Here is a 24530-nt window from a genome sequence, read left to right as displayed (position 1 = left end):
TAGCGCCACGTACAGGCAAGCCAGCGTTGAGCCGCCAGGAGGGACGCGCTACAAGTGGCGTCTGCCCTCCAGCGCCAGCGGACCAGCAGGCCAGCGTTGAGCCGCCAGGAGGGACGCGCGAGCGAGGCGCAGCCGAGCGAGAATGGCCGCGCCCAGCGCGGCCAAGCGGCCCTTCCCGAAGGGGGCGGCGCTACAAGTGGCGCCCCCGATAGGTGGTGGAACCGGCAAATGCCTCGCCCTTGACAAGAAAACGAGCGCAAGATATACTTTTATCAGACCGAACGGTCTGAAACAGAAAGGCAAAGCGATGAGTAAAGGCGAACAAACCCATCAGATGATTCTGGAACGCGCCGCGCAGGTCTTCAGCCGTCAGGGCTATTTTGGCTCCTCGCTCTCCGATCTGATGCGCGAGACCGGGTTGGAAAAAGGCGGCATCTACAACCACTTTCGCAGCAAAGACGATCTGGCGCTGGAAGCGTTCGATTACTCTATCGCCCTTGTCTGGCGGCAAGTAGAGCGGGAACTGGTTGGCAAAACAAACGCCGTTGATCGGCTCGTGGCAATGCTCACCGGCTACCGCAGCCTTATCGAAAACCCGCTCTTACCAGGAGGCTGCCCGCTTCTCAATACCGCCGTCGAATCCGACGACGCGCACCCGGCGCTGCGCAGCCGCGCCCAGGAAGCGATGAGCCGCTGGCGCAAATGGATTCGGCGTCACGTCGAACGAGGCATCGCCGCCCATGAGGTTCGCCCGGAAGTTGATGGCGAACTGCTGGCAACCATCCTCATCACCACTGTCGAGGGCGCAGTAATGATGAGTAAGCTGTACGGAGATACCATCCACTTGCAGCGGGCCATTGACTACCTCATCGGGTATCTCCAGGTGAATGTTCGGGCGTGATCTATTTTTTTCGTCTATAAAAAGACCAATCGGTCTGAAATAGGAGATACAGCGATGGCATCTCTCGCTATACCAGCAGAAAACAGCCAGAGGGTCGGCCTACCAGCAATCGTTGTCTTGCGCGATGGCTCATCTATACTGATTCGGGCCGCCATCTTGACTGATGGCGAGCGACTTCAACGGATGTTCTATCGGCTTTCGCCAACCACCATTTACCGCTGGTGCTTCCTACCTGTGCCCAGCCTGCCACGCTGGGCACAGACCTTAGCCAATATCGCCAACGTTGATTACCAGAACCAGTACGCGATGGTTGCCAGCTATGCGGGCGAAATCATTGGCATCGCCCGCTATGACCGGAACCCTGCCAGCCAGGAGGCCGAGTTTGGTATTGTGATCGAAGACGTCTGGCAGCGGCGCGGCCTTGGCAAGCTGCTCTTCGGCAGGCTGATCGCAGAGGCCAGACGCCATCAGGTCGTTACCTTCACCGCTATGATCCTTGGAGAGAACCGGCCTGCCCTTCGCCTGGTATCCTCTCTTTTCGATAAACTCACCATCCACTGGCACAGCGGCGAATGCCAGGTCTCTGCCAGTATGGATACATTCAAGCCAGACGCCCACACCGCCTGTGCGATCTCTTGGGACTATCTAAGGAGTTTTGGATGAGCGACATCGAGACATCTGCCCGCACCCGGACCATTACCTGGGAAGACCCCATGCCCACAGCGCAAATTGGCCGCGCAATGAGCGGCTTAGACTATCTGCGCGCTATGCAGTCTGGCGAAGTTCCGCCTGCGCCCATTGCTGTGCTGCTGGGTATGTCCTTCGTTGAAGTGGAAGAAGGGCGCGTCGTCTTTGCCGCGCAGCCAGCAGAGTATCACTATAACCCGATTGGTGTCGTGCATGGCGGGCTGGCCGCCACTCTGCTCGATTCGGCGCTCGGCTGCGCCGTCCATTCCGCACTGCCTGCTGGCACAGGCTATACAACACTGGAGATCAAGGTCAACTTCGTTCGCCCCATCACCCGCGATACTGGCGAGATACGCTGCGAGGGGAAGATCATCTATCAGGGAGGCCGCATCGCTACGGCTGAGGGCAGAATCACCGATGCGGAAGGCAAACTCTACGCGCATGGTACCACCACCTGCATTATCTTCCGGCCCTGAAAAACCCTTCGGGCAAGCTCCCCTGTTGTACTTTCAGACATCCTAACCTATAATAGCCGCCGGACGGAGGTGCTGTATGTCCCGCCTGGCGCTATTTTTGCTTGGCGCTCCGCGCATCGAGCGCGATAACCTGCCCATCAGCGTTGATACACGCAAGGCCATTGCGCTGATCGCCTATCTGGCTGTCACCCACGAACGGCAGAGCCGTGACAGGCTGGCGGCTTTGCTCTGGCCGGATTATGACCAGACCCACGCGCGCGCGGCCCTCCGCCGCACACTCTCGACGCTCAACAAAGCCCTCGCCGGAGAGTGGCTGAACCTGGAACGAGAACAGTTGAACCTGCATCCTGGTCCCGACCTCTGGCTAGACGTCGAAGTCTTCTCTCACTATCTGGCGGCCTGCCGAACACACGGCCACCCATCATCCAAAGTCTGCCCGGCCTGTATCGGTCCTCTTGCCGAAGCCGTGTCGCTCTACCGCGATGATTTTCTGGCGGGCTTCAGCCTGCGCGACAGCCCCGATTTCGATGATTGGCAATTTTTTCAGGCCGAAAGTCTGCGCCGCGACCTGGCTGGCGCGCTGGAGCGGCTGGTCTATGGATACAGCGCCCTGGGCCAGTTCGACGCCGCTATCACTACGGGTCGTCGCTGGCTGGCGCTTGATCGCCTGCACGAGCCTGCCCATCGCTATCTAATGCAGTTATACACCTGGGCCGGACAGCGCGCTGCCGCCCTCCACCAGTACCGCGAATGCGTGCAAGTGCTGGAACAAGAACTGGGCGTAGCCCCGCTGGAAGCGACGACCCAACTCTATCAAGCTATTAAAGAGAACCACGCGCCGCCGCCACCGGAGCAATGGCAGACCTCCAGCGCGGCTCCAGAAGACAACGCAGCCAGCGCCAGGAACCCAAAACCAGCCACCGCGACTGGCCTGTCCGTCTCTTCGCCCCCCAACAATACATACTCTGCGAGCGGCTATCCCCTGGTCGGGCGAGCAGCGGAATGGTCCACGCTGACCAGGAGCTACGCCGCCAGCAGCGCCTGCGGCCAACTCATCGTCATCGAAGGGGAAGCAGGCATCGGAAAGACACGCCTGGCTGAAGAATTTCTGGCGTCTGTCCAGAACAAAGGAGCAGCCGTGAGCGCGGCGCGCTGTTATGAAGGCGAAACCCACCTGGCCTATGGCCCTATAGGCGCCGGACTCCGCGCCGCCATTGTCCAGCAGGGGCGCCTCCAGCGACTGGAAGGTCTATCGCCGCTCTGGTTGAGCGAGGCAGCGCGCCTCTTGCCAGAGCTTGGCAGCCTGCGGCCAGACACGCCACCAGCGCCGCCGCTCGATAGCCCTGGCGCGCAAAGCCGCTTCTTCGAGGGACTTAAGCACGTTATCCAGGCGCTGTGCAGCGATGCCCAGCCTGGTCTGCTCTTTCTGGACGACGCGCATTGGGCAGATAGCGCGTCACTCGACCTGCTGACGTATCTCACCAGAAGGCTATACGAAAATCGCTTCAGCCTCATCTTCACCTGGCGCAGCGAACTGGTTCCCCCTGGACACCGCTTGCAACATCTGCTCTCCGAAGCGCAGCGATCAGGCAACGCCACCATTCTCTCATTGGCACGCCTCAGCCAGCCTACCGTCGGCGAGTTGGTGCGATCCGCCACAGCAGGTGACGCGGCGCTGGTAGATCGGCTTTACCAGGAGACCGAAGGGCTACCATTTTTCCTGGTAGAATATCTGGCGGCGTTGGCAAACGGCGTGCTGACCGCCGAAAGCGAAAACTGGTCCTTGCCTGGCGGCGTGCGCGACTTGCTGCGTTCGCGTCTGGTCGCGGTGAGCGAAACTGGATGGCAATTACTCACCGCCGCAGCAGCCATCGGGCGCTCGTTTGATTTCGATACCCTGCGCGAAGCCAGCGGGCGCAGCGAAGAAGAAACCGTCACCGCCCTGGAAGAACTGCTGACACGGCGCTTAGTTCGAGAGGTCCAGGGCGGAGCAGGTGAGCAGGCGCTTATTTATGACTTTAGCCACGAGAAGCTGCGCGAACTGGTCTATGAAGAAACCAGCCTGGCGAGAAGACGGCTGCTTCATCGGCGTATTGCTGAAGCGCTGGTCAGCCGGACACGCGGGGTGCGCGAAAGCAGCGCCCTGACCGGGCAGATTGCCCGTCATTATCGCCTGGCCGGGACCGAAAGCGCCGCCGCCGAATATTTCAGGCTGGCAGGCGAACGCGCCCGTAACCTCTACGCCAACACCGAGAGCCTGGAACACTTCCAGACGGCGCTGGCGCTGGGGTACCCTGAGCCTGCCGCGCTGCACGTATCCATTGGTGACTTGCACACCTTATTAGGAGAATACAGCGCGGCGCTGCGAAGCTACGAAACAGCGGCGGCGCTCGCTGAGCCAGGCGCTCTGGCAGGTATCGAACACAAATTAGGCGCTGTCTACGAGCGGCGCGGCGATTGGGAACTGGCCGAAAGTCATTTCGAGGCGGCGCTAGCCGCCCTTGGCGAAACCGGCGCTACAGAGACACGTTCCAGCGTCTACGCTGACTGGAGCCGTACCGCCCATCATCGCGGAGAAACAAGTCGGGCGCTCGAGCTGGCCCGCCAGGCACTCGATCTGGCCGAAGTAGCGCAGGAGAGGCGGGCGCTGGCCCAGGCACACAATATCCTGGGCATCCTCACCAGCAGCCAGGGCGATCTAATCCAGGCACAGCGCCATCTGGAAGAAAGCCTCGCCTTGGCAGAGCAGTTGAACGACCAGAGCGCCCGCGTGGCCGCGCTCAATAATCTGGCGCTGGTCTGCCGAACCAGCGGCGCGATTGACCGGGCGATAGAACTGACCAAAACGGCCCTGGCGCTCTGTGCCGCGCAGGGAGATCGTCACCGCGAGGCCGCCTTGCACAACAACCTGGCCGATCTCCTGCATAGCTCAGGCCGAACCGAGGATGCCATGCCCCATCTGAAGCAGGCGGTGAGCCTCTACGCTGAAATCGATCTGGAGGCAGGCGCCCTTCAGCCTGAAATCTGGAAATTAACCGAGTGGTGAAGATGAAAGGATTGATTTTGAGCGGCGGCAAAGGGACACGTTTGCGCCCGCTCACCTATACACGCGCCAAGCAATTGCTTCCGCTGGCGAACAAGCCTGTCTTGTTCTATGCTATCGAAGCGTTGATCGAAGCTGGTATCTGCGACATTGGCATTGTCGTCGGGGATACCCACGCAGAGATCGAAGCAGCGATTGGAAACGCCTCTCGCTGGGGGCCGGAAATCTCCATCACCTATATCTATCAGCCAGCCCCGCTTGGGCTGGCGCATGCTGTGAAGATTGCGCAACCGTTCTTAGAGAACCAGCGCTTTGTAATGTTCTTAGGCGATAACCTCATCGGCGAACCGCTAACACCCGTTATCAGCCATTTTGCCGCCCCGGATTGCCCGTATCAGTGCAGCATCCTGCTGGCCGAAGTGCCTAACCCCCAACAGTTCGGCGTCGCCGAGATAGACACTACATCTGGAACACCAGACCCCAAAATGATGCGCGTGCGGCGGCTGGTGGAAAAACCGCTGCATCCTCCCAGCAATCTCGCGCTGGTGGGCATGTATTGTTTCGACCCTACTATCTTTCAAGCAGTAGAGAGCATTCAACCATCGGCGCGCGGCGAATTAGAGATCACCGACGCTATCCAATGGCTGATCGATCATACCTATCAAGTCCACGCCCAACTGCTGGCTGGCTATTGGATCGATACCGGCAAGATGGAGGATATTTTAGACGCGAATCGGCAGATACTGCTCGGCATTTCCCCTTCAATCGCCTCCAGCGCAGTAGTATCGCCGACCTCGGTCTTATCCGGCGCTGTTGTCCTCCAGGCAGACTGTGTGATAGAAAACAGCGTGGTGCGTGGCCCAGCCATTATTGGGGAGCGTACTGTTCTACGCAACGCCTACATTGGCCCATTTACCTCTGTCTATCATGATGTAGTCGTTGAAGCAAGCGAGATAGAATATAGCATTCTACTGGAGCATAGTAAGGTAATTTCGGTACGGGGGCGCATCGAAGAAAGCCTGATTGGCCGATACGCGGAGGTTCATACCTCATCAAGAAAGCCACACGGCCATAAATTGATATTAGGCGATCATAGCCGGGTAGGTATTACCTCGCCTGGGTAGCAGAAGGTGGCAGCCTGAATAGAAAGACAAGAGCAATGCGACACACACTCTTAGTCACCGGCGGCGCTGGTTTCATCGGCAGCAATTTCGTCCGCTACATCTTGCGCGCGCTGCCAGACGTGCGCGTCATGGTGCTGGACAAGCTGACCTACGCGGGCAATCTGGATAACCTCATCGGCGTAAGCGCGGATGAGCGTTACACCTTTGTTCACGGCGACATATGTGATCCCGCCCTTGTCGCGCAGACCATGAGCGCCTGTGACTGGGTTGTCAATTTCGCCGCAGAAACCCACGTTGATCGCTCCATTCTGGATGCAGGCGCGTTTATCCGCACCGATGTCGAGGGCGCTTTTGTCTTGCTCGAAGCCGCCCGCAAGCAGCGCGTCTCGCGCTTCATCCAGATCAGCACCGATGAAGTCTACGGCAACGCCGAAGCGCCAGACGGAACGAGTCGCCCCTCCCTGGAAACCGACGCGATCAAGCCGCTCTCGCCTTATGCCGCCAGCAAAGCCGGGGCAGACCGCCTGGCCTTCTCCTATTGGGCCACCTATGGATTGCCAGTCGTTATTACACGCTGCTCAAATAATTACGGGCCATATCAATATCCAGAGAAACAGATCCCGCTCTTCATCACCAATGCGCTGGCAAACCGCCCGCTCCCTGTCTATGGTGACGGCAGCAACACCCGCGATTGGATTCATGTTGATGACCACTGTTCGGCTCTGCTGGCGCTCTTGCAGGCTCCGCCAGAACAGGTATTAGGCGAAGTCTTCAACATCGGCACAGGTGAGGAGCGTTCTATCCTGCAAAATGCCCGCGTGATCTTGGACCAGCTTGAGCTTCCCGAAAGCCTCATCACTCTGGTCCCTGATCGCCTGGGGCATGTGCGTCGCCACGCCGTTGACGCCAGCAAACTCACCGAGCGCCTTGGCTGGACGCCAACCGTCTCTTTTGCTGCCGGAATCGTGGAAACCATTACCTGGTATCGCACGCATGAGGAATGGTTGAGACGCCTGCTCACCCGTCGTGATGGCTTTCTGAAGCAGGCATTGTCTCTTGGGGCGCACAACCCTTGAAGAATCGCTGGTACTTGCAGCGCCGCCTTCCAGGCGGCTTGACGACTGGCCGCCTGGAAGGCGGTGCTACAGGTGGTGCGCAGGCGGGATAAGTTTTCATCCCGCCTGCTGCTATTTCAAGAGGGCTATGAAACGACCGGCAGGCGCTGCTGGGCAGCGGCTACCGCTTCGGTGGGATATTCATAGTCCTGTAACTCCCCAGCAAAATACTTGTCATAGGCAGACATATCAAAGTGGCCGTGTCCCGACAGGTTGAAAAGGATGACCCGCGATTGACCGGCTTCCCTGGCCTCCAGAGCTTCATCAATCGCGGCGCGGATCGCGTGGCTTGACTCTGGCGCAGCGATAATACCCTCGTTGCGCGCAAACAGCGTCGCAGCCTCAAAGCAGGTATTCTGATGGTACGCCTTTGCCTCAAGAATCCCTTCTTCATGCAGCAAAGAGACAACCGGCGCCATCCCATGATAGCGCAAGCCTCCAGCGTGAATGCCCGGCGGAACAAATTCATGGCCGAGGGTGTGCATCTTCACCAGGGGAGTCATCCCGACTGTATCGCCAAAGTCATAGGCATATACGCCCTTCGTCAGACTTGGACATGACATCGGCTCCACCGCCATGAAGCGCGTCTTCAGCCCCTTCTTCCTGGAGTTGCCAAAGAAGGGGAAGACCAGGCCAGACATATTGCTGCCGCCGCCCGCGCAGCCGATCACCACATCGGGATAATCGTCGGCTTTTTCCATCTGGAGCAGCGCCTCTTGCCCGATAACCGTTTGATGCAGCAAAACATGATTCAAGACGCTGCCCAGCGAATACTTGATCGTCCCTCCGCTTTTCGCCGCCACTTCAACGGCTTCACTGATGGCAATGCCCAGGCTTCCCGGCGATTCCGGGTCTTCCGCCAGAATCTTGCGCCCTGAGTCGGTCAGGTTGGTGGGACTCGCATGCACCGTCGCCCCGTAGGCTTGCATCATATTACGGCGATACGGCTTCTGCTGGTATGAAACCTTGACCATAAAGACTTCAACGTCAATGCCAAAGTAGGCGCCTGCCAGCGCAAGAGCCGACCCCCATTGCCCAGCCCCCGTCTCGGTTGACAGCTTTTTGACGCCCTCCTGCTGGTTATACCACGCCTGGGCTACGGAGGTATTGAGCTTATGGCTGCCAACGGGCGACCAGCCTTCATACTTGTAATAGATGCGGGCCGGAGTCTGAAGGGCGCGCTCCAGCCGCCGCGCGCGGAAAAGCGCGCTGGGACGCCACTGAGCGTAGACCTCGCGGATCGGGTCCGGTATCTCGATCACCGGGTCCATGCTGACTTCCTGCATAATCAGCCCCATAGGGAACAGCGGAGCAAGATCACCCGGACCCACCGGCTGATGTGTCCCTGGATGCAAGACGGGCGCGGGAGGCTTGGGAAGATCGGGCAGAATGTTATACCAGACCCTGGGCATCTCGTCTTCACTCAACAGATACTTCGTGTGCTTAGTATCAGGCATGCTTGACTCCTCTTGAACGACTCAGACATGTAAACGACAACACACCATCAATAGATTGGGGACTGTGCGCTGCCTGGTCTCCCCTTGACACCATGATACATGCTCTGGCAAGCCCCAACATGCCTGGAAACATCAGAACGCAGGGCCAACGCATCTCCATTTACGCCTGGTGGAGAGTGACCATCCAGTTTATGCCGAATTTGTCCGTGAGCCAACCAACCTCAGCGCCCCAGGGCTGCCTGGTCAGCGGCATCTTGATTTTGCCACCTGCGGCCAGGTCGTTGAAGATGGTGCTGAGCCGGTCTTTGTCCATGCCCCCCAGGGCAATCGCCATATTCTCGCCAACTGTGGCAGGGTAGTCGGGGTGGCCGTCCGAGGCGAGAATGAGCGCGCCCTCGGCCTCAAGCTGCGCGTGCATGATGCGCTCTCCAGCGCCAGCCGACTTGGATACGCCCTGCTCGTTTACGGTTTGCAGATCGAGATGGCCGCCCAATACCTGGTGATAAAACTCCATAGCCTCGCGGGCGCGGCCCTGAAAATTGATATACGGACTCAAGTGGATCTTACTCATCAGTATAGCTCCTTACTGTCTTGCTGAACTAAGATGCTACCTATCCCGGTTTCGATAGGCATGACGCGCACAACGAACTTGACGGGGTTGCCCAGGTGCGTTCCAGAGGAGATGATCTCCCGGTCACATCGGGTGGGTTTCGCTCGTCACTCCCATGACGGAACACGACGAAGAAATGTGACCGATGGATGAGGGCTTTCCCTGCATCTTTGTCGAATGACTGCGCTGAGTAGACAACGATTGAGGGACAACAGAGACACCAACTGAGGGAAACGAGCAATGAACGAACATCAATGGCTGGCGGAGCAATTCGAGGCCGAGCGTCCCCACCTGCGGGCAGTGGCCTACCGGATGCTTGGCAATCTTACTGAGGCAGAGGACGCTGTGCAGGAGTCCTGGCTGCACCTCAGCCGCTCCGACACGAGCGGCGTCGAGAACCTGGGCGGATGGCTGACGACGGTAATCGCGCGGGTATGCCTTGATATGCTGCGCGCGCGCAAGGCGCGGCGTGAGGAGCCGCTCGGCGAGGACGTGCCTGAGCCGATCATGAGCCGCCAGGACGGGAGCGACCCTGAACACGAAACGCTTCTGGCCGACTCGGTTGGCCTGGCGCTGCTCGTGGTCCTGGACACCTTAGCTCCTGCCGAGCGCCTCGCGTTTGTGTTGCACGACCTCTTCGCGGTGCCCTTCGACGAGATTGCGGGAATAGTGGGACGCTCTCCGACCGCGGCCAGGCAACTCGCGAGCCGCGCACGCCGACGGATGCAGGGGGTGGAGACGGTGCAGGGCGCCGATCTCACCCGCCAGCGAGAAGTGGTCCACGCCTTCCTCGCGGCCTCGCGCAACGGGGATTTCGAGGCGCTGCTCGCGGTACTCGACCCCGACGTTGTGCTCCGCTCCGACCGCGCCGCCGTGTCCGCGGGCGCATCGCGGGAGGTCCGCGGAGCATCGGCTGTGGCCCAGCAGTTCTCCGGGCGTGCGCGGTTCGCACAACTGGCTCTGGTGAATGGAGCCGTGGGACTCGTGTGGGCGCCGGGCGGGCAGCCGCGTGTCGTCTTCGGTTTCACGATTACGAGCGGCAAAATCGTTGCTATTGACCTGGTCGCCGACCCCACGCGACTGCGCCAACTCGACCTGGCGGTCCTGAGCAACTGACCGGCCAGCTTCCGCTGGAGGAGGTTAATAGCAAGCCCGGCAGCAGCACTTCTAGGCAGCAAGAGGCATCTCTGGTAAGCTCTGAAACGTTGATGGAGCAACAACTTATGAGACAATCAGACTATAAAAAGAGCAGCGCCCCATATGCCGTTTTTTGTGGCAAAAAAACGGTATGAGGCCATGCTATACAACCTCTGGTATACTCCCTGAAAAAAGGCCGCTCACAAGACTGGAGAAACCCTTTGTCTACACCACGACAGCGGGGCGCCATCGTCACTTTGGGCGCGGCTGCTGTGCCAACAGGCAGGCCGTTGAAATGGCAGACGTTGATTTGGTCGCGCCAGGTCTGGATTGGCCTCCTTACAGCAATTGTTATTCTGATTGCCGCTATTACTTCGGCCCCCGGGCGAGATTTCCTTCTGCCAACAGGGATCAGCCTGATGGTGGCGCTGGCCTATGTCAATGGGGCCAACGATGTCTCCAAAGCCATCGCCACGCTCGTCGGTAGTGGCGTCACAAACTATCGTCGGGCTATTCTGTGGGGCACTCTCTGCACCGGCCTTGGCTCCCTCTTTTCGGCCTTGCTTGCCTCTGCCCTGATTGGAACCTTCACCAAGGGATTCCTTGACACGGGCGTCCAGCAAACCGAGTTGTTTGCGCTGGCCGTCCTGCTAGGCGCCATCCTCTGGGTCTTCCTTGCTACTCATACTGGTCTCCCAGTCTCCACGACCCACTCCATTACCGGGTCGTTAGTGATCGTGGGTACCTTTGCGTTTGGGGCCACACATATCCAGTGGAGTACACTGCTCCAGAAGGTTGCCCTGCCCTTGCTGCTCAGCCCCTTCTTGTCGCTCGTTCTATCCTTGCTTGCCTATCTGCCCATCCGAGTGACGCTGAGGCGCACGCCCCAAACCGTTTTGAACTGCTTGTACTGGCTCTCCAGCGGCACCGCCAGCTTCGCGCGTGGCTTGAACGACACGCCGAAAATCGTCGCGCTCGGTGTCGCCTTTTACCTCATCACGAACCAGAGCGCCACTTACCAGGCTCCCTTCTGGCTCTTTGCCCTGGTGTCGCTGGGGATGGTGGTAGGCAGCTTTGTTGGGGGAGGAAAAGTGACCGAGACACTGGCAGAGAAAGTGACCAGGATGGATCACACCGAAGGCTTCTCCGCCAACCTGACCACCGCCATCCTGGTGGCAGGAGCTTCGAACCTGGGGCTGCCAGTGTCTACCACGCACGTCAGTTCTGGCGCAATTATCGGCATTGGCGTGCGCAAAGGCGCCAGCAAGATTAACTGGAAAGTGGTGCGCGATATGGCGCTGGCCTGGGTTGTCACACTGCCCGGCGCGGGCCTGTTGGGTTTGGTGTGTTTTGTAGTGTTACAGGTGGTACATGGATGGTAAGATCCCCTGGCGCGGTTCTAAGCATACGAGCGGAAAGCTACTAAAACCAGGATTTTAGCAGCAACACCAGATGCGGCGCTGATCTTCCCCCGGCACTATGGGCGACCCAAGAAGTTGACGTTCCATACACCAGGAAGGCAAAGACGATGGCGATCCCACCAGTTGACTTGAGCAAGGTATTTATGCATGTTGACCAGCACGAGGAGAGCTTTCTAGCGCGTCTGGTAGATTATCTGCGTCGGCCAAGTATCAGCGCCTATGGCGAGGGCATAAGTGAGGTAGCGGCCTATATTGCGAACGTGATGCGCCAGATGGGCCTGAGCGTGCAGATCATGCCCACCTCTGGCTGGCCGATGGTCTTTGGTGAATATACAGCGCGACCCGGAGCGCCCACAGTTCTGCTCTACGGCCACTACGATGTGCAGCCGCCTGATCCCCTGGAGTCGTGGATCACGCCGCCCTTTGAGCCGAGCATGCGCGCCGGGCGACTCTACGCGCGTGGAGTCGGAGACAACAAGGGGCAGCACTTCGCGCAACTCCTGGCTCTGGAGTCATTGCTGGCCTGCTATGGCGAAATCCCATGCCATGTCAAAGTACTGCTGGAGGGTGAAGAGGAAGTAGGTAGTCCCCATATGCCGGAGTTTATTCGTGAGCACCGAGACGCATTGCAGGCGGATCTGGTCATTGTCAGCGATGGACCTGTACATGAGAGCGGGCGCTCCATCATCAGCTTTGGCGTCCGTGGCGTGCTTGATCTCGAACTGCGCGCACGGGGAGCCAACCAAGACCTCCATTCGGGCAATTGGGGCGGCATTGTACCCAATCCTCTCTGGACTCTAGTCCACTTGCTCGCCACGATGAAAAATGCACGCGGCGAGATTACCATCGAGGGCTTCTATGAGCAGGTACTCCCCCAGAGTGCCCTGGAACGCGCCGCACTGGAGGAGTTGCCCATTGATATTGAGCAGGTCAAACAAGCCCTTGACCTGCAACGGCTGGATGAGCCACAGGAGCGCGGCTACTTCGAGCGTCTTTCGGCGTGGCCGACTCTGACCATCAATGGTATACACGGTGGCTACGGCGGACCGGGTTCCAAGACTGTCCTGCCGCATGAGGCGGTCGCCAAGTGCGATATTCGTCTTGTCGAAGCGCAAACGGTGGATGACATCCTGGACAAAGTAAAAGCGCATGTCCAGCGCCATGCCCCCGAAGTCAGTGTTATCAGTCATGGAGGAATGGACCCCTCGAAGACGCCACTGGACTCGCCTTTCACCGACCTGCTGCGCCGGGCAATCACCGCAGCACAGGGAGAGGAGCCGCTGTTGGCGCCTGCTATGGGCGGCAGTTTGCCCAACTACGTCTTCACAAAAACGCTGGGCATTCCAGCGTTTGGTGTCCCCTATGCCAACGCTGACGAGGCCAACCATGCCCCTAACGAAAACCTGGAGATTGCTCGCTTCTTCAAGGGCATCAAAACCGGCGCAGCCATGTTGAGGTACCTGGGCACGCTCGCCAGTTAGGATAACTCATGGGCTTGGGTCATGACGCATCTTCTTGTTCTATCAGCTATACTCAAGCCATCATTCCTAATCGAAACGTATTGAAGAAATCATGAGATGCCAGGTTGCCAGTATACGAGGCATGATTTGGCTGGCTCGCTGCCGAGAGTCCAGCAAGCCAGACTCCGCTGCTTCGTTCACGGTCAACCCAACAGAGAGAGAACTGCATATGGAACGATGGATTTGTCGAACATGCGGAACCCAGTTTTCGCCGAGCGAGCAACCGCCAGCATCTTGCCCCATTTGCGCTGATGAACGCCAATATATTGGCTATCAGGGACAGCAGTGGACGACGCTCGCCCGCATGCGCCATAACGGCTTTCAGAACGAATTTAAGGAACACGAGCCAGGACTGATCGGTATTGGAACCTCGCCCACCTTTGCCATCGGCGAGCGTGCCTTGCTGCTGCAAAGCGACCAGGGGAATGTATTATGGGATTGCATGAGCTTCATAGATGACACCACCGTTGCAGAGATCGAACGATTAGGTGGACTCACTGCTCTGGCTATCTCGCATCCCCATTACTACACGACGATGGTCGAATGGGCCGAACGGTTGAACATTCCCATCTATCTCCATGAAGCAGACCAGGAATGGGTGATGTTTCCAAGCGAGCGTATCCGATTCTGGACTGGCGAAACGCACGTCATATTGGATGACCTGCTCTTAATCCGACTGGGGGGACATTTTCCTGGGGGTACGGTTCTCTATTGGAAGCGCGGATCAGGCGGGAAAGGCGCACTCCTTTCAGGGGATATTATTCAAGTGGTTGCAGATCGTCAGAGGGTCAGTTTTATGTATAGCTATCCCAACCTGATCCCGCTTCCTGCCAGCGAAGTACAGCGCATCAAGGAGACGATTGCGCCCTACCAATTCGAACGCTTATATGGAGCCTGGTTCGACCGGGTCGTCACCCATGATGCCCATGAAGTTGTCATGCGCTCGGCTGATCGGTATATTCGCGCTCTCGGGTTCGCTCCGCAATAAGGGATAAGCAAGAGCTGAAAGCGTCGGGCACGCTGGGCTGGCTGAAGCGCGCCTGAGTCATAATCAGCGATATTTGCTGTGCCAGTTTTCTGTTAGCATCCTTGCCTGGTCCCTTATACGCCTGGCACAAGGGCTGCGAGGTTTTCAGATACCTGAGGCGCTTCTGGAATTTCAGGCGGCTCCGGTGTGCCCACTAGTGAAGGCCCAGTAAGAGACTGGCTTGAGCCGAGCATCATGACCAGTGTGACGAGTGCAGATGGTGAGTCAGTTAGGGAGAAACAGATCATGAATGAGAAGCTATCACCCGGTATCCTGGCAGAACTGAAGGAGCGCCTGGGAGAGCAGCACAAACGCTTGGAGACCGAGATCAGCACGCTGCGTCGGGCAGAGGGTGTCGGAGGCAAGCAAACTGACGATCCCAGTACCGAAATCAAAGGCGATCAAGGAGATGCCAGCGTTGAGATAGAAGCCTGGGCTATCGCTCACCAGCAGGAACTGAATCTGCGCGATCAACTGGGCGAAGTTGAGCATGCCCTGAGCAAGTTTGCGCTGGGCACCTATGGTCGCTGTGAGCAATGTAGCCAACCGATCCAGCTTGCGCGGCTACGGGCGTTTCCTGAAGCTCGCTATGATGTGGTCCATCAGGCTGAGGTGGAGGCAAGGGTACGAGGCATGCAGTGATAAAGGTTTTCAATGAGGCGCAACATTGGCTCACTGCCCATAATGGTATGGCCCTCCTCTCAGGAACGGCGTGATGCTACCTGAGCCGCTCACCCAGAGCAGTTCGCGGGCGCGGGTCATAGCGACATACAGCAGCATTCATCAAAATCAGAAACAGTCTTCCTTTTCTTCAGCGTCCTGAAAACGCAGACCCCTTGTGATGCGCGTAATGACGTTGCAGTGACGCCTTGCAGCTATACTGTAAGAGGAAAATCTGCGGCGATGAGCATGATTGACTCGCCTCTTCTATGAACGGATTGGCAAAGGAGCCAGCACCAGCAAAAGGAGACATGCAATGAGTTACAACCCGTATGAAAATCTGCCGAAGGTTCAGTCGTTTTCCGTGACGAGCAACGATGTGCGAGACGGCGAGAAACTGCCTCTGCCGCAGGTCAGCGGTATCTTCGGCGCTGGCGGTGAGGATATTACACCCCATTTGTCCTGGCGTGGATTTCCAGAGGGCACAAAAAGTTTTGTCGTCACCGTCTACGACCCTGATGCGCCCACTGCGAGCGGCTTCTGGCACTGGGCCGTCGTGGACATTCCGGCAAATGTCACTGAACTTCCTCGTGGGGCTGGGGACGAGAACGGCTCAGGTCTTCCGCAGGGCGCATTTCAGCTCCGCAATGATGCTGGATTGGCTCGCTATATCGGCGCGGCGCCACCTGCTGGACATGGGAAACATCACTACTACTTCGTGGTCCATGCGGTTGACGTTGAGTCACTTGGTCTGGGGAAAGACGCAACGTCGGCATTTCTGGGCTTCAATTTGTTCAGCCACACGCTGGGCCGGGGTATGATTGTCCCCTGGTATGAATCATAAGCCACTGAGATTGAGCTTCTGTTTGAGGCAGCCCGTAGCGTGCGAAAATCCCATCCACTTCTTTTCATTCTTCCGACTTACTCAAGGGTTCAATTTGAATTTTCACACGCTACGGGCTGCCTCCATCCATGCTAGCTGCCATAGTAGAAGTTGATTTGGACTCCCCGCAGGTCGGCGACCTCCTCCGCCCCTGTCGCAGCTTTGATTTCGCTCAGCAGGAATGTCTCGGCTGGCTGCCTCGCCTGGTCCAACCGCTGCGCCAGGGCGCCAGGGGTCGCGGAGTCCCCCTTGCGGAAGGCGCGGATGAGGTGCTGCCCGGCCCGCCGCTGCTCGTACCCCTGAAACGTACCCACATCCGCCACCATCCCCGCGCGTGTGGCCCCTTGGTTCGCCGCCTGGCGCAACACGCGCTTTAACCGGGCGGCACTGAGTTGTTTGGGGCGATAACTGGTGATGCGCCCCTGGGCATCTCGGATGATCCGTTTTTGATGTTCCGCCTTGGGTACAGTGGCGCTCGGCATTCCCCCCAGCAACCCCTGGAGCGGCCCCACCAGATTCGTCCCAGGCCGCTCGCCGCGCGCCACTCTGCCCAGAATCGCTGGATCATAGCCGCCCAGCGCGTGGCTGATCTGCGCGTTGGTCATCCCACGCTGATAAAGCTGCTGCATCAAATCACCAGCCAGAGAGCGTGCCATGCGTGGTCGTCCTTTCTGCCACCTCTTTCAAGCGACGCAAGTCCTCTTCTGTGCGCGGCGCGGCCAGCGGCCCGGCCAGGACGCCCTTGGAGCGAAACGAGCCGGGTGTGCCATCATCGGGCCAGCCAGGGTCCACAGTGACGTAGATCGCATCCGTATTCACTCCCAGAATCGTTGCGCGGGGCAGACTGAGCAGGCGCCGTGTCAGTAGTACCCGGCAATATGCCCACACATACGCGCTCCATTCGGGTCGCAGCCATTTGGTCTCCCGCCCACTGAGGGGCCGCTTCGCTACATACGACATCACACCCGTCTCGCGCTGATACGCGCTCATCTGCTCGTCGGCGCTCAGCGAAGACGCCAGGCGCGTCCATTCGTCCAGGGTGAGAGTACGTTCTTCTTCCCATGACTGCATATGCCAGCGTCCCACCGCATGCAGCAGGATCTCCCGAATGGCTCCGCTGACCAGGGGGCGGAGGTTTGGGGCCAGGCGCTCTGCATCGGCGCGCATCCTGACCAGTCGCTCCTGCCAGGTGCGTAGCACTTTTTGCCCCGCAAAGAGCAGGCGCTCGTGAATAGTGCAGGCCCAGCCCTGCTCCAGCGCGAGCCGCAGTTCCGGCTCACTCACCCACAGGTCAGCGAGGACGGCCCCAGGGGTCGCCGGCCAGGTCCAGGGTTTCTCACTTCCCATCCGCTCACCTGGCACTGGCAGCAGGCCCACCTGCTGCCAATCAGCGGGGATCGTGGCGGTGATGCGATACCAGCCAGGCCGATAGCGTTCAAACTGGTCGAGGCAATCACGCTCTGGCGAACCAACTGGAAAGGAGTAGATCAGGCACGCCGCATACATCCAGCGCCCATCCAGATAGTGAAAGCCTGGGATGTGTTCCAGAGTAGAGGCTGTCAAGCATTCCTTCCGGGGTTGAGGGCTGTGCGTGTGCAGGAGCGCCCGGATCGCTTCGCTCTGCACCGGATAGGAGGAGCCTGCGGGCAGGAGCCGTTCGAGGAGCGCGAGGCCGATGCTGCCTGGACTCCCCAGCAGGGGTAAGCCGCCGCCATGCCGCCCGACGATCTGCCGCAAGGCTTTCCAGGCGCGCGTCACTATCGCCAGATCAGCACCATCCTTGAAAAAGGAGGCGCTAGCCAGCCGGATTTCGATGGTCCGGTCCCCGCGCCGCGCAGTGGCAGTTCGCTGCTCCATGCTAAAATGCGAGAGAACCCAGCCCTGCGCGTGTGCAGCTTCAAACCAGGAACGAGGCACGTCGGCCAGGGCGGCCACGAGCATCAGGCGTGGGGTGTGGCACTGCTCCAGCACTTCGGCCAGAGAGACACCAGGCCGCGTGTGGTGGGTCGTATCATCCGGCCTGACCAGGAGGCCGCTGCGCGGATCGGCAAACGTCGTGAGGTGTTCTTTCAGACCACCCTGATAGAGACGCGTGAGTACTACACTCGTCAATGCTCCTCCTCGCTCTCTGATCACTCTTACTTTCAGCATCGTCAATGTGGGGTTCCCTGAGCGCGTGGCTCACGACCCTGCGAACCAACAGTAGACGCAGCCAGGTCTATCTTACCACCAGGGGCGGCACGCCGCACAACCTGCCAAAACCAGGCTGCTGATCAATGGTGCTCCCCTTTTGGAGTCTCGTCGCCCTTTCCTGGCTGCCAGAATGGATAGGGAATACCTGCCAGGCGATTAATAGCCAACGCTTGTAGGATCAGCAAGATCACCGCTACCATCAGGATAACCAGTTGTATAGGCTTGGTCAGAATACCTAGCGAGATAATCAAAGTCGTCGCGCCAGCAGGCGGGTGCGGTGCGTGCAGGAGTACCATCAATCCGGCGGTCAGCCCCAAGGATAGAGCCGCAGCGGCCACGCGCGGCCCTGTCACTCCCACCGCCAGCGCCGGTCCTGCCGTTGTCAAGCCAGTCACGAGCAGGCTGAAGTAGCCAGCCAGCACCCCAATGCCATGACCGAAGAGGGTATTACGAGGGGATGCCGCAGGTGCGGTTGGTGTATAGAAGAAGAGGAAGGCAGTTGGACCCAGAGATGGAAAGACGAACGGGCTGCCAGTCACCAGCGCCAGTCCAGCCATGATTCCGATGCTGATACAGCCATTGATAAAGCTGAACAACGCCAGCACCGGCGTGCGAGCATAATGGGCCAGCAGCCAGGACAGCCGCGCACGCTGGACTAGCCCGCGCAGCACATCCGACATCTCGCCGCCCAGTGGGTGTTCACGATCAATGCGGTAGCGCGGACCGGTGTTCCTGGTTGGCTCTGGCGTGGGCGTTGCCCCGGTAGGGTCCGCCTGTGACCCTTCCTCTTGCCCCACTACTAGTCTCCTCTCTGCACTGGCTCATCTGCCCTTCACACGCTGGCGCGGCCAGAGCCAGACAATGAGCGCAATCACGAAGCCGATCCCACTGGCAAGCGCGAGCCACCCCAGACGCTCTGTTCTGCCAGATAGAAACTCATAGAGCGCGTCAGTCACTAACCAGAGCTGCGCAATCAAGATCAAGCCAACGATAAACACCTGGCCCTGCACAATGGCAACACGCCCAGGTGAACCTGATTCACGTGGCCCCGGCAATGGCCCACGCGGGCCGCGCGGCGGCTGATGGACCGGCCAGTCATCAGGGTTGGCAACCTTCCGACGCTGCTCAGCAAATTGGCGCTTGGAGACGCCATCAGCAGGCACGTCTGAACTGCGCTGGATGGTTTCTCCCCTGGTATCGCCTTCTGCCCCATCGTAAGCATCTTCGATCTCACTCATCGAGACACCTGCTTCACGGCATAAATCATCCCGTCGTGGATCGCAAGCTGGATAAGCGGCAACGGGCGTGTTGGCGGCCCGGCCAGCACCTCACCTGTCGCAGCATCGAATAATCCATCATGGCAGGGACAATGCAGATTGCGGTCGCCTGGTTGATAAAGCACGGCACAGGAAAGATGGGTGCAGACATCGCTATAGGCAACCAGCCCCTTGCCAGGCAGGTTAATAAGAATACCCTGAGCATACTGATCGGGGAAGGTAAACACACGCCACTCGTTCTCAGCCAGTTCGCCCACCTTTGCAATTGGAACTGCCTGAACCTGCTGCTCAGAGGGAAGATGGCCGACTATAGCAAGCGCCCCAGTTGCCAGGAAAAGCGCGCATGAGCCACCGACCAGAAAGCGCAAGGTATCGCGCCGGGTGACGAGATCATCTTCTCGCCAGGGATAGGGGAACTCCTCGCGCCACTGCTCATCCGATGGCGGGTTCCCTTCCCCCGAAGAACGAGATGGTGGCTGTTTTGTTTCATTCATCATAGCTGACCTCTCTCACCAGGCACTGCACATCAGCGTTCAGTGCCTGGCAAGGCTGATGCTGGCGAATGCGCAGGTTCAGGCTGTGGCAGCGTGCGCGGTGTCCAGGGCTGTGGCGGCGCTGCGCGCTGGGGAATGCCTGCCGCTTCGGCATCCACCCATTGGGCAGCATTGTATGCTGCTGTGGCTTCCGGCATCGCTTCCCGTTTACCCAGACTGGCTGCTTCAACCATTGCCATGAGGTCCAACGCCTCATCCTCTTCGGTCATCACCACATAGTTGCGGGTTTGCACACGCTGTCGGCCAAAGTAGAAGACATTTACCGGCTTTGCTCCCTGCTTTCCACGGCCCGCAGCTAGCCATTCCTCATACGTGCCGTAGAAGATCGCCTGCGTTGGGCAGACAGTAGCACACATCGGCCCTTTGCCCTGGCTCGTCCGGTCATAGCACAGGTTACACTTGCGCATATAGTGGCTTTCCACGTTGAACTTGGGCACCCCAAACGGGCAGGCATAGACACAGTTGCGACAATAGATACAGCGCGTCTCATCGGCCTGATGCACCACCCCATCCGGGCTGACCAGAATGGCCTGCGCTGGGCAGACCTGCGCACAGGGAGCCAGCGGATCTTCACAGTGCATACAGAGCGTGGGCGAAGTCGCCACCGTATCATGGCGCTCGATGAAATCTATATAGATCATGCTCTCGCCCTTGTGCGTGTCACATTCCCGACACGCCGCCACACATGAGCGACAGCCGATACAGCGCGAAGGGTCCAAAAAGATTCTTTTCACAGCCATTACTTTGTTCTCTCAAATATCCAACGCTAACGTAACGTTGGGTTCGGCTTTGCCCCAGCCGCTGGAAGCTCATGCAGCCGGGCCAGGGCTGCGGCGGCCTCCGCTGGATTATCCGCCGCCCAGGTCGGCGGTTGGTTCGCTTTGGTCAGAGCAGCGGCACAGACTTTGTATTCAGGTATCTTCATACGTGGCTCCAACACCGGATTGGTAAGCTGGTTAACAGCCTCCGTGTGTCCATAGTGATAAGGGATGAAGAGCGAGTCGGGACGAATCGAGCGCACCACCAGCGCGCGCAGCGTGATCTCCCCGCGACGCGTGCGAACCGTCACCCAATCGCCATCACCAACGCCTAGCCGCCCAGCCGCTTGCTCATGAAGTTCAACCCAGGGATGGGGAGCCTGCTCCTGGAGGAAAGGCACCCGCCGTGTCTGCGTGCCGGAGAGGTAGTGGTAGACAACACGCCCCGTCGTCAGTACCAGAGGATACTCCTCGTCTGGCTCTTCGGCTGGCGGGAGATAGGTAATCGGATGGAAGCGCGCCTTGCCATCAGGAAAGCCGAAACGTTCTTCATACAGGCGCGGCGTGCCGGGATGATCTTCTGATGGGCAGGGCCAGAAGACGCCGTTTTGCTCCTCGATCTTTTCATAGGTAATGCCCCAGTAATCCGACTTAGCTCCCCTGGTGCAGAGCCGCAGTTCATCAAAAATTTCACGCGGCGAATGGAAGTCAAAATACGCCCCTTTGCTCAGGCGGCGCGCCAGATCACACATAATCTCCCAGTCAGTACGTGCCTCCCCTGGCGGATCGACAGCCTTATTGTATTTGATGACCCGCCCCTCTAGACTGGTCGTAGTGCCCTCATCCTCTGCCCAGGTGGTCCCAGGTAAGACCAGATCGGCCAGTTCCGCCGTCTCGGAGAGGAAGAAATCCGTGACAACGAAGAAATCCAGCCCGCGCAGGGCACGCTCAACCGTGTGTTGATCAGGGAGCGAGACCATCGGGTTCGAGCAGAGCAGATAGCAGGCACGAATCTCCTGACGCAGCATGGCTGGAATCATCAGCGTGGCCGGATAGCCGGAATGTGGCAAGTCCTTCTCATCAATACCCCAAATCGAACAGATAGAAGCGCGATCTTCAGGATGGTCAATCTCGCGGCAGCCGGGCAATTGTGAGGCTTTCTGGCCCACCTCGCGGCCACCCTGCCCATTCCCCTGGCCGGTAAGTGTCCCACAGCCAGCCCCAGGCCGCCCGAAGTTGCCCGTTGCCAGGGCCAGGTTAATCGCCGCGACGGCATTATCCACGCCTTTGCTCTGATGTTCGATGCCGCGCGCATGATAAATCAGCGCGGCCTTTGCCCGACCATAGGTCAGCGCCGCTTCAATAATCGCTTCCGGGCGCAGGCCACAGACCTTCGCAACCAACTCTGGCGGATACTGCTCCACCAAGGCTCTGGTTTCCTCCCAGCCCACCGTGCGCGCGCGGATAAAGTCCTCGTCAATCAACCCCTCTTTGAGAAGAACGTACAGCATTCCATTCAGCAGGGCCGAATCGGTGCCGGAACGCAGGGGCAGAAAGATGTCCGAAGTGCGCGCAATCGGCGTCTGGCGAGGGTCAGCGACAATGAGTTTGCACCCCTGATCGCGCGCCTGCCAGAGATAGCTGGTTACAATCGGGAAGCATTCACCTACATTCGCCCCAATCACAAAAATGCAATCAGCATGCAGCATATCGCTGATGGGGTTGGCGGCACGGTCAATGCCCAGCGAGAGTTCATTCGCTCCGGTAGCCGACGACATGCACAACCGCCCGTTGTAGTCGCAATGCCGTGTACCCAGGGCTACACGAGCGAACTTGCCCGCCAGATAGCACTTCTCATTGGTCATTGACGAGCCGCTAAAGACCGCCAGCGCATCTTTGCCATGTTCGGCCTGAATCGCCTGAAAACGCCGCGCTATCGTATCCAGCGCCTCATCCCAACTCACCTGCTCCAGCGGGCTGTTTTTGCCCCCACGTCGCAGCAGCGGGTGCAACAAGCGATCAGGGTGATTGACTGTCTGATAGGCTGTAGCGCCCTTCGGGCAAAGCATACCGTGATTCAAAGGGAAATCTTCGCGCGGTTCCACGCCCACCACCTGGCCGTGCGCTACTTTGAGATACATACCACACTGTACGCCACAATAACAGCAGTGCGTTGGCACATAGCGATCTACTTGCTCAGTGGATTGCCAACGCGCTGGCTGCCGCTCCCCTTGATAAAAATCGAAGGTATCAACCTGTTGATGCCGAAACAGATGTTTATCAACACTCATGAGTTAGTGTCCTTGGGTTCTAGAGAAAGCGATTTCCATCCCGACTAAGCGCGGCCAGATTGGCCTGGGCGCGCATGACCCGTTTGCATTCTGGACAGAGATCCTGCCACCAACCTGTACTACTTGTGCCAGGTTGTGTGGAAGATGGAGACGGACCTGCAACCTCCCGCTGGCCTTGATCCGCTTCCAGACGGTAGTCTTCGCCCACTTCAGCAAGGGTTTTCTTAAGATCCTCAATGAACCGCACAGGCGCAAACTCCTGCCCACAGCGCACACAATGCTGCATCTCGGTCCCCTCGCCAGTGCGCCAGTAGAGTTCAATACCTACAGTGGCCGGACGCTCGATGAGATGGAAGAACTTGCCAAAGGGCAGAGAGATCAACCACAGCACCACGACAGCCTCGTGGGTGAGAGAGACATACCAGTAATAGGCCCCGCCAAGCCAGGCGCTATCAGCCGTGAGCGCCAGGCCAGTTATGACAATCGCCAGGAGCAGGGCTAACGGAACCAGATCAAAGCGGAAGCGCTGAACAGCAATGAGCGCCAGATCATGAAAGCGGCGGTGAAAAGCCAGCACCAGACCGACCAACAAGAGCAGCGCCGTTAAATCCAGCGCATGGAAGATCAGAAAGCCAAAGGGCGAGTCTGATGAAAAAGAGAAAAGCGAGAAACCAAAGAACCAGAGGAGATAGGAGCCATCGAGCGTCTGCGTGAAGCGCAACCAGCCAAACGTGAGTGGAAAGGTGATTGCGCAGGAAAGGAGTACACCCCAGAAAATACACTGATGGGTGATCCAGCGATAAAAGCCACGCTTCCGAATAAATTGTTGTGTCGCCAGGTCGGCAATCAATGCCTTGGGAATGAGTGAGGTGTAGCGCCGGAAATTGGCATACGAGAGGAACAACTGCCAGCTACGCCGCCAGTAGCGGCTTGTCGGCGGGCGGGCAAGCCAGAAGGTATATTTGTACGTCACAGCAGCGGTGGCAAAGATTGTCGCCACAGCATAGCCGATCAGTGCTGCGTCAAACCAATGAAAGCCCCGCGAACCAATGGCGATTAGCGCGGTGAGCAACACTGCGGCTACAACACCAAACAAGATGGAGCGTGCCCGCAGGTTACCGCTTTTGGCGGAAACTCGCGCAAAAATGGAGTTCGCAGGCGGCGGTGATGGGGCTTCTTCAGGCGCCGAAGTCACACCCATTCGGTTCCTCTCTTCACTCTCTTACGGCGAGATACCTCGCATTCTCTATCTCACCAGGATTACGCCATGTATTCTCTCACAGCAGATAGAGTATACCCCATCCCTCACACCACAACCAAACTCAACCGAAGTATCGCAGACCCGGCGCCCAGAGAAATAGGACTTTTGTCACACCTCATTCCTTCGCAGTATAAT

Annotated in this window: 22 protein-coding genes; 12 read left to right on the top strand and 10 right to left on the bottom strand. The window is 58.6% G+C overall.

Annotated elements, in window-relative coordinates; translation table 11 throughout:
• Nucleotides 1-307: 307 nt before the first annotated feature.
• From VH599_18965 to rfbB, 6 genes are all read left to right on the top strand, one after another.
• Entirely contained in the window at nt 308-901 is a 594-nt protein-coding gene (locus tag VH599_18965) for a TetR/AcrR family transcriptional regulator (protein ID HEY7350404.1), read from the top strand.
• Between the two features lie 54 nt (nt 902-955).
• Complete coding sequence (locus VH599_18960) at nt 956-1564, top strand: GNAT family N-acetyltransferase (GenBank protein HEY7350403.1); 609 nt, start codon at nt 956-958, stop codon at nt 1562-1564.
• Entirely contained in the window at nt 1561-2064 is a 504-nt protein-coding gene (locus VH599_18955; protein HEY7350402.1) for a PaaI family thioesterase, read from the top strand. The genes VH599_18960 and VH599_18955 overlap by 4 nt, the downstream gene beginning before the upstream one ends.
• A gap of 76 nt (nt 2065-2140) precedes the next feature.
• The gene (locus VH599_18950; GenBank protein HEY7350401.1) at nt 2141-5110 is read left to right on the top strand and encodes an AAA family ATPase; all 2970 of its coding nucleotides are present in this window, start codon (nt 2141-2143) and stop codon (nt 5108-5110) included.
• Between the two features lie 2 nt (nt 5111-5112).
• Nucleotides 5113-6231 carry a glucose-1-phosphate thymidylyltransferase gene (locus VH599_18945; GenBank protein HEY7350400.1) on the top strand — a complete coding sequence of 373 codons (1119 nt, stop codon included), beginning with the start codon at nt 5113-5115 and terminating at the stop codon, nt 6229-6231.
• Between the two features lie 35 nt (nt 6232-6266).
• Complete coding sequence (gene rfbB / locus VH599_18940; protein HEY7350399.1) at nt 6267-7307, top strand: dTDP-glucose 4,6-dehydratase; 1041 nt, start codon at nt 6267-6269, stop codon at nt 7305-7307.
• 125 nt (nt 7308-7432) lie between these two features.
• Here the strand turns inward: rfbB and VH599_18935 are convergent, their stop codons facing one another.
• On the bottom strand, nt 7433-8803 hold the full coding sequence (locus VH599_18935; protein HEY7350398.1) for a TrpB-like pyridoxal phosphate-dependent enzyme: 1371 nt from the start codon (nt 8801-8803) through the stop codon (nt 7433-7435).
• Between the two features lie 160 nt (nt 8804-8963).
• Nucleotides 8964-9374, bottom strand: a complete 411-nt coding sequence (locus tag VH599_18930) for a VOC family protein (protein ID HEY7350397.1) — start codon at nt 9372-9374, stop codon at nt 8964-8966.
• A 279-nt stretch (nt 9375-9653) separates the two neighbouring features.
• On the opposite strand from VH599_18930, the gene VH599_18925 reads away from it, so the two are divergent.
• From VH599_18925 to VH599_18900, 6 genes are all read left to right on the top strand, one after another.
• A complete protein-coding gene (locus tag VH599_18925; GenBank protein ID HEY7350396.1) occupies nt 9654-10529 on the top strand; it encodes a sigma-70 family RNA polymerase sigma factor in 876 nt (291 codons plus the stop codon).
• A 242-nt stretch (nt 10530-10771) separates the two neighbouring features.
• A complete protein-coding gene (locus VH599_18920) occupies nt 10772-11932 on the top strand; it encodes an inorganic phosphate transporter (GenBank protein ID HEY7350395.1) in 1161 nt (386 codons plus the stop codon).
• A gap of 146 nt (nt 11933-12078) precedes the next feature.
• Complete coding sequence (locus VH599_18915; protein HEY7350394.1) at nt 12079-13452, top strand: M20/M25/M40 family metallo-hydrolase; 1374 nt, start codon at nt 12079-12081, stop codon at nt 13450-13452.
• Between the two features lie 208 nt (nt 13453-13660).
• Nucleotides 13661-14479 (top strand): MBL fold metallo-hydrolase, encoded by an 819-nt coding sequence (locus VH599_18910; protein HEY7350393.1) that lies wholly within the window; start codon nt 13661-13663, stop codon nt 14477-14479.
• A 285-nt stretch (nt 14480-14764) separates the two neighbouring features.
• Nucleotides 14765-15160: a TraR/DksA C4-type zinc finger protein gene (locus VH599_18905; protein HEY7350392.1), complete on the top strand. Its 396-nt coding sequence runs from the start codon at nt 14765-14767 to the stop codon at nt 15158-15160.
• A 334-nt stretch (nt 15161-15494) separates the two neighbouring features.
• Entirely contained in the window at nt 15495-16022 is a 528-nt protein-coding gene (locus VH599_18900; GenBank protein ID HEY7350391.1) for a YbhB/YbcL family Raf kinase inhibitor-like protein, read from the top strand.
• A gap of 131 nt (nt 16023-16153) precedes the next feature.
• Here VH599_18900 and VH599_18895 read toward each other — a convergent pair whose 3' ends face one another.
• The 8 genes from VH599_18895 to VH599_18860 form a co-directional block, all read right to left on the bottom strand.
• A complete protein-coding gene (locus VH599_18895) occupies nt 16154-16717 on the bottom strand; it encodes a hypothetical protein (GenBank protein ID HEY7350390.1) in 564 nt (187 codons plus the stop codon).
• On the bottom strand, nt 16695-18173 hold the full coding sequence (locus tag VH599_18890; GenBank protein HEY7350389.1) for a hypothetical protein: 1479 nt from the start codon (nt 18171-18173) through the stop codon (nt 16695-16697). Before VH599_18890 ends, VH599_18895 begins: the two co-directional genes overlap by 23 nt.
• 161 nt (nt 18174-18334) lie before the next feature.
• The gene (locus VH599_18885; GenBank protein HEY7350388.1) at nt 18335-19051 is read right to left on the bottom strand and encodes an HPP family protein; all 717 of its coding nucleotides are present in this window, start codon (nt 19049-19051) and stop codon (nt 18335-18337) included.
• 24 nt (nt 19052-19075) lie between these two features.
• Complete coding sequence (locus tag VH599_18880) at nt 19076-19492, bottom strand: hypothetical protein (protein ID HEY7350387.1); 417 nt, start codon at nt 19490-19492, stop codon at nt 19076-19078.
• Nucleotides 19489-20028: a Rieske 2Fe-2S domain-containing protein gene (locus VH599_18875; protein ID HEY7350386.1), complete on the bottom strand. Its 540-nt coding sequence runs from the start codon at nt 20026-20028 to the stop codon at nt 19489-19491. Before VH599_18875 ends, VH599_18880 begins: the two co-directional genes overlap by 4 nt.
• Nucleotides 20029-20057: 29 nt before the next feature.
• Nucleotides 20058-20726, bottom strand: coding sequence for a 4Fe-4S dicluster domain-containing protein (locus tag VH599_18870; protein HEY7350385.1), 669 nt, complete (start codon nt 20724-20726; stop codon nt 20058-20060).
• Between the two features lie 125 nt (nt 20727-20851).
• A complete protein-coding gene (gene fdhF, locus VH599_18865; GenBank protein HEY7350384.1) occupies nt 20852-23134 on the bottom strand; it encodes a formate dehydrogenase subunit alpha in 2283 nt (760 codons plus the stop codon).
• Between the two features lie 19 nt (nt 23135-23153).
• Nucleotides 23154-24335 carry a hypothetical protein gene (locus VH599_18860; protein ID HEY7350383.1) on the bottom strand — a complete coding sequence of 394 codons (1182 nt, stop codon included), beginning with the start codon at nt 24333-24335 and terminating at the stop codon, nt 23154-23156.
• Nucleotides 24336-24530 lie beyond the last annotated feature (195 nt).

The organism is Ktedonobacterales bacterium, from assembly GCA_036557285.1.
In the GTDB taxonomy this organism is placed as follows: Bacteria; Chloroflexota; Ktedonobacteria; order Ktedonobacterales; family DATBGS01; genus DATBHW01.
The sequence above is the reverse complement of the archived record's forward strand: the minus strand, read 5'-3'. Positions and strand labels throughout refer to the sequence as shown.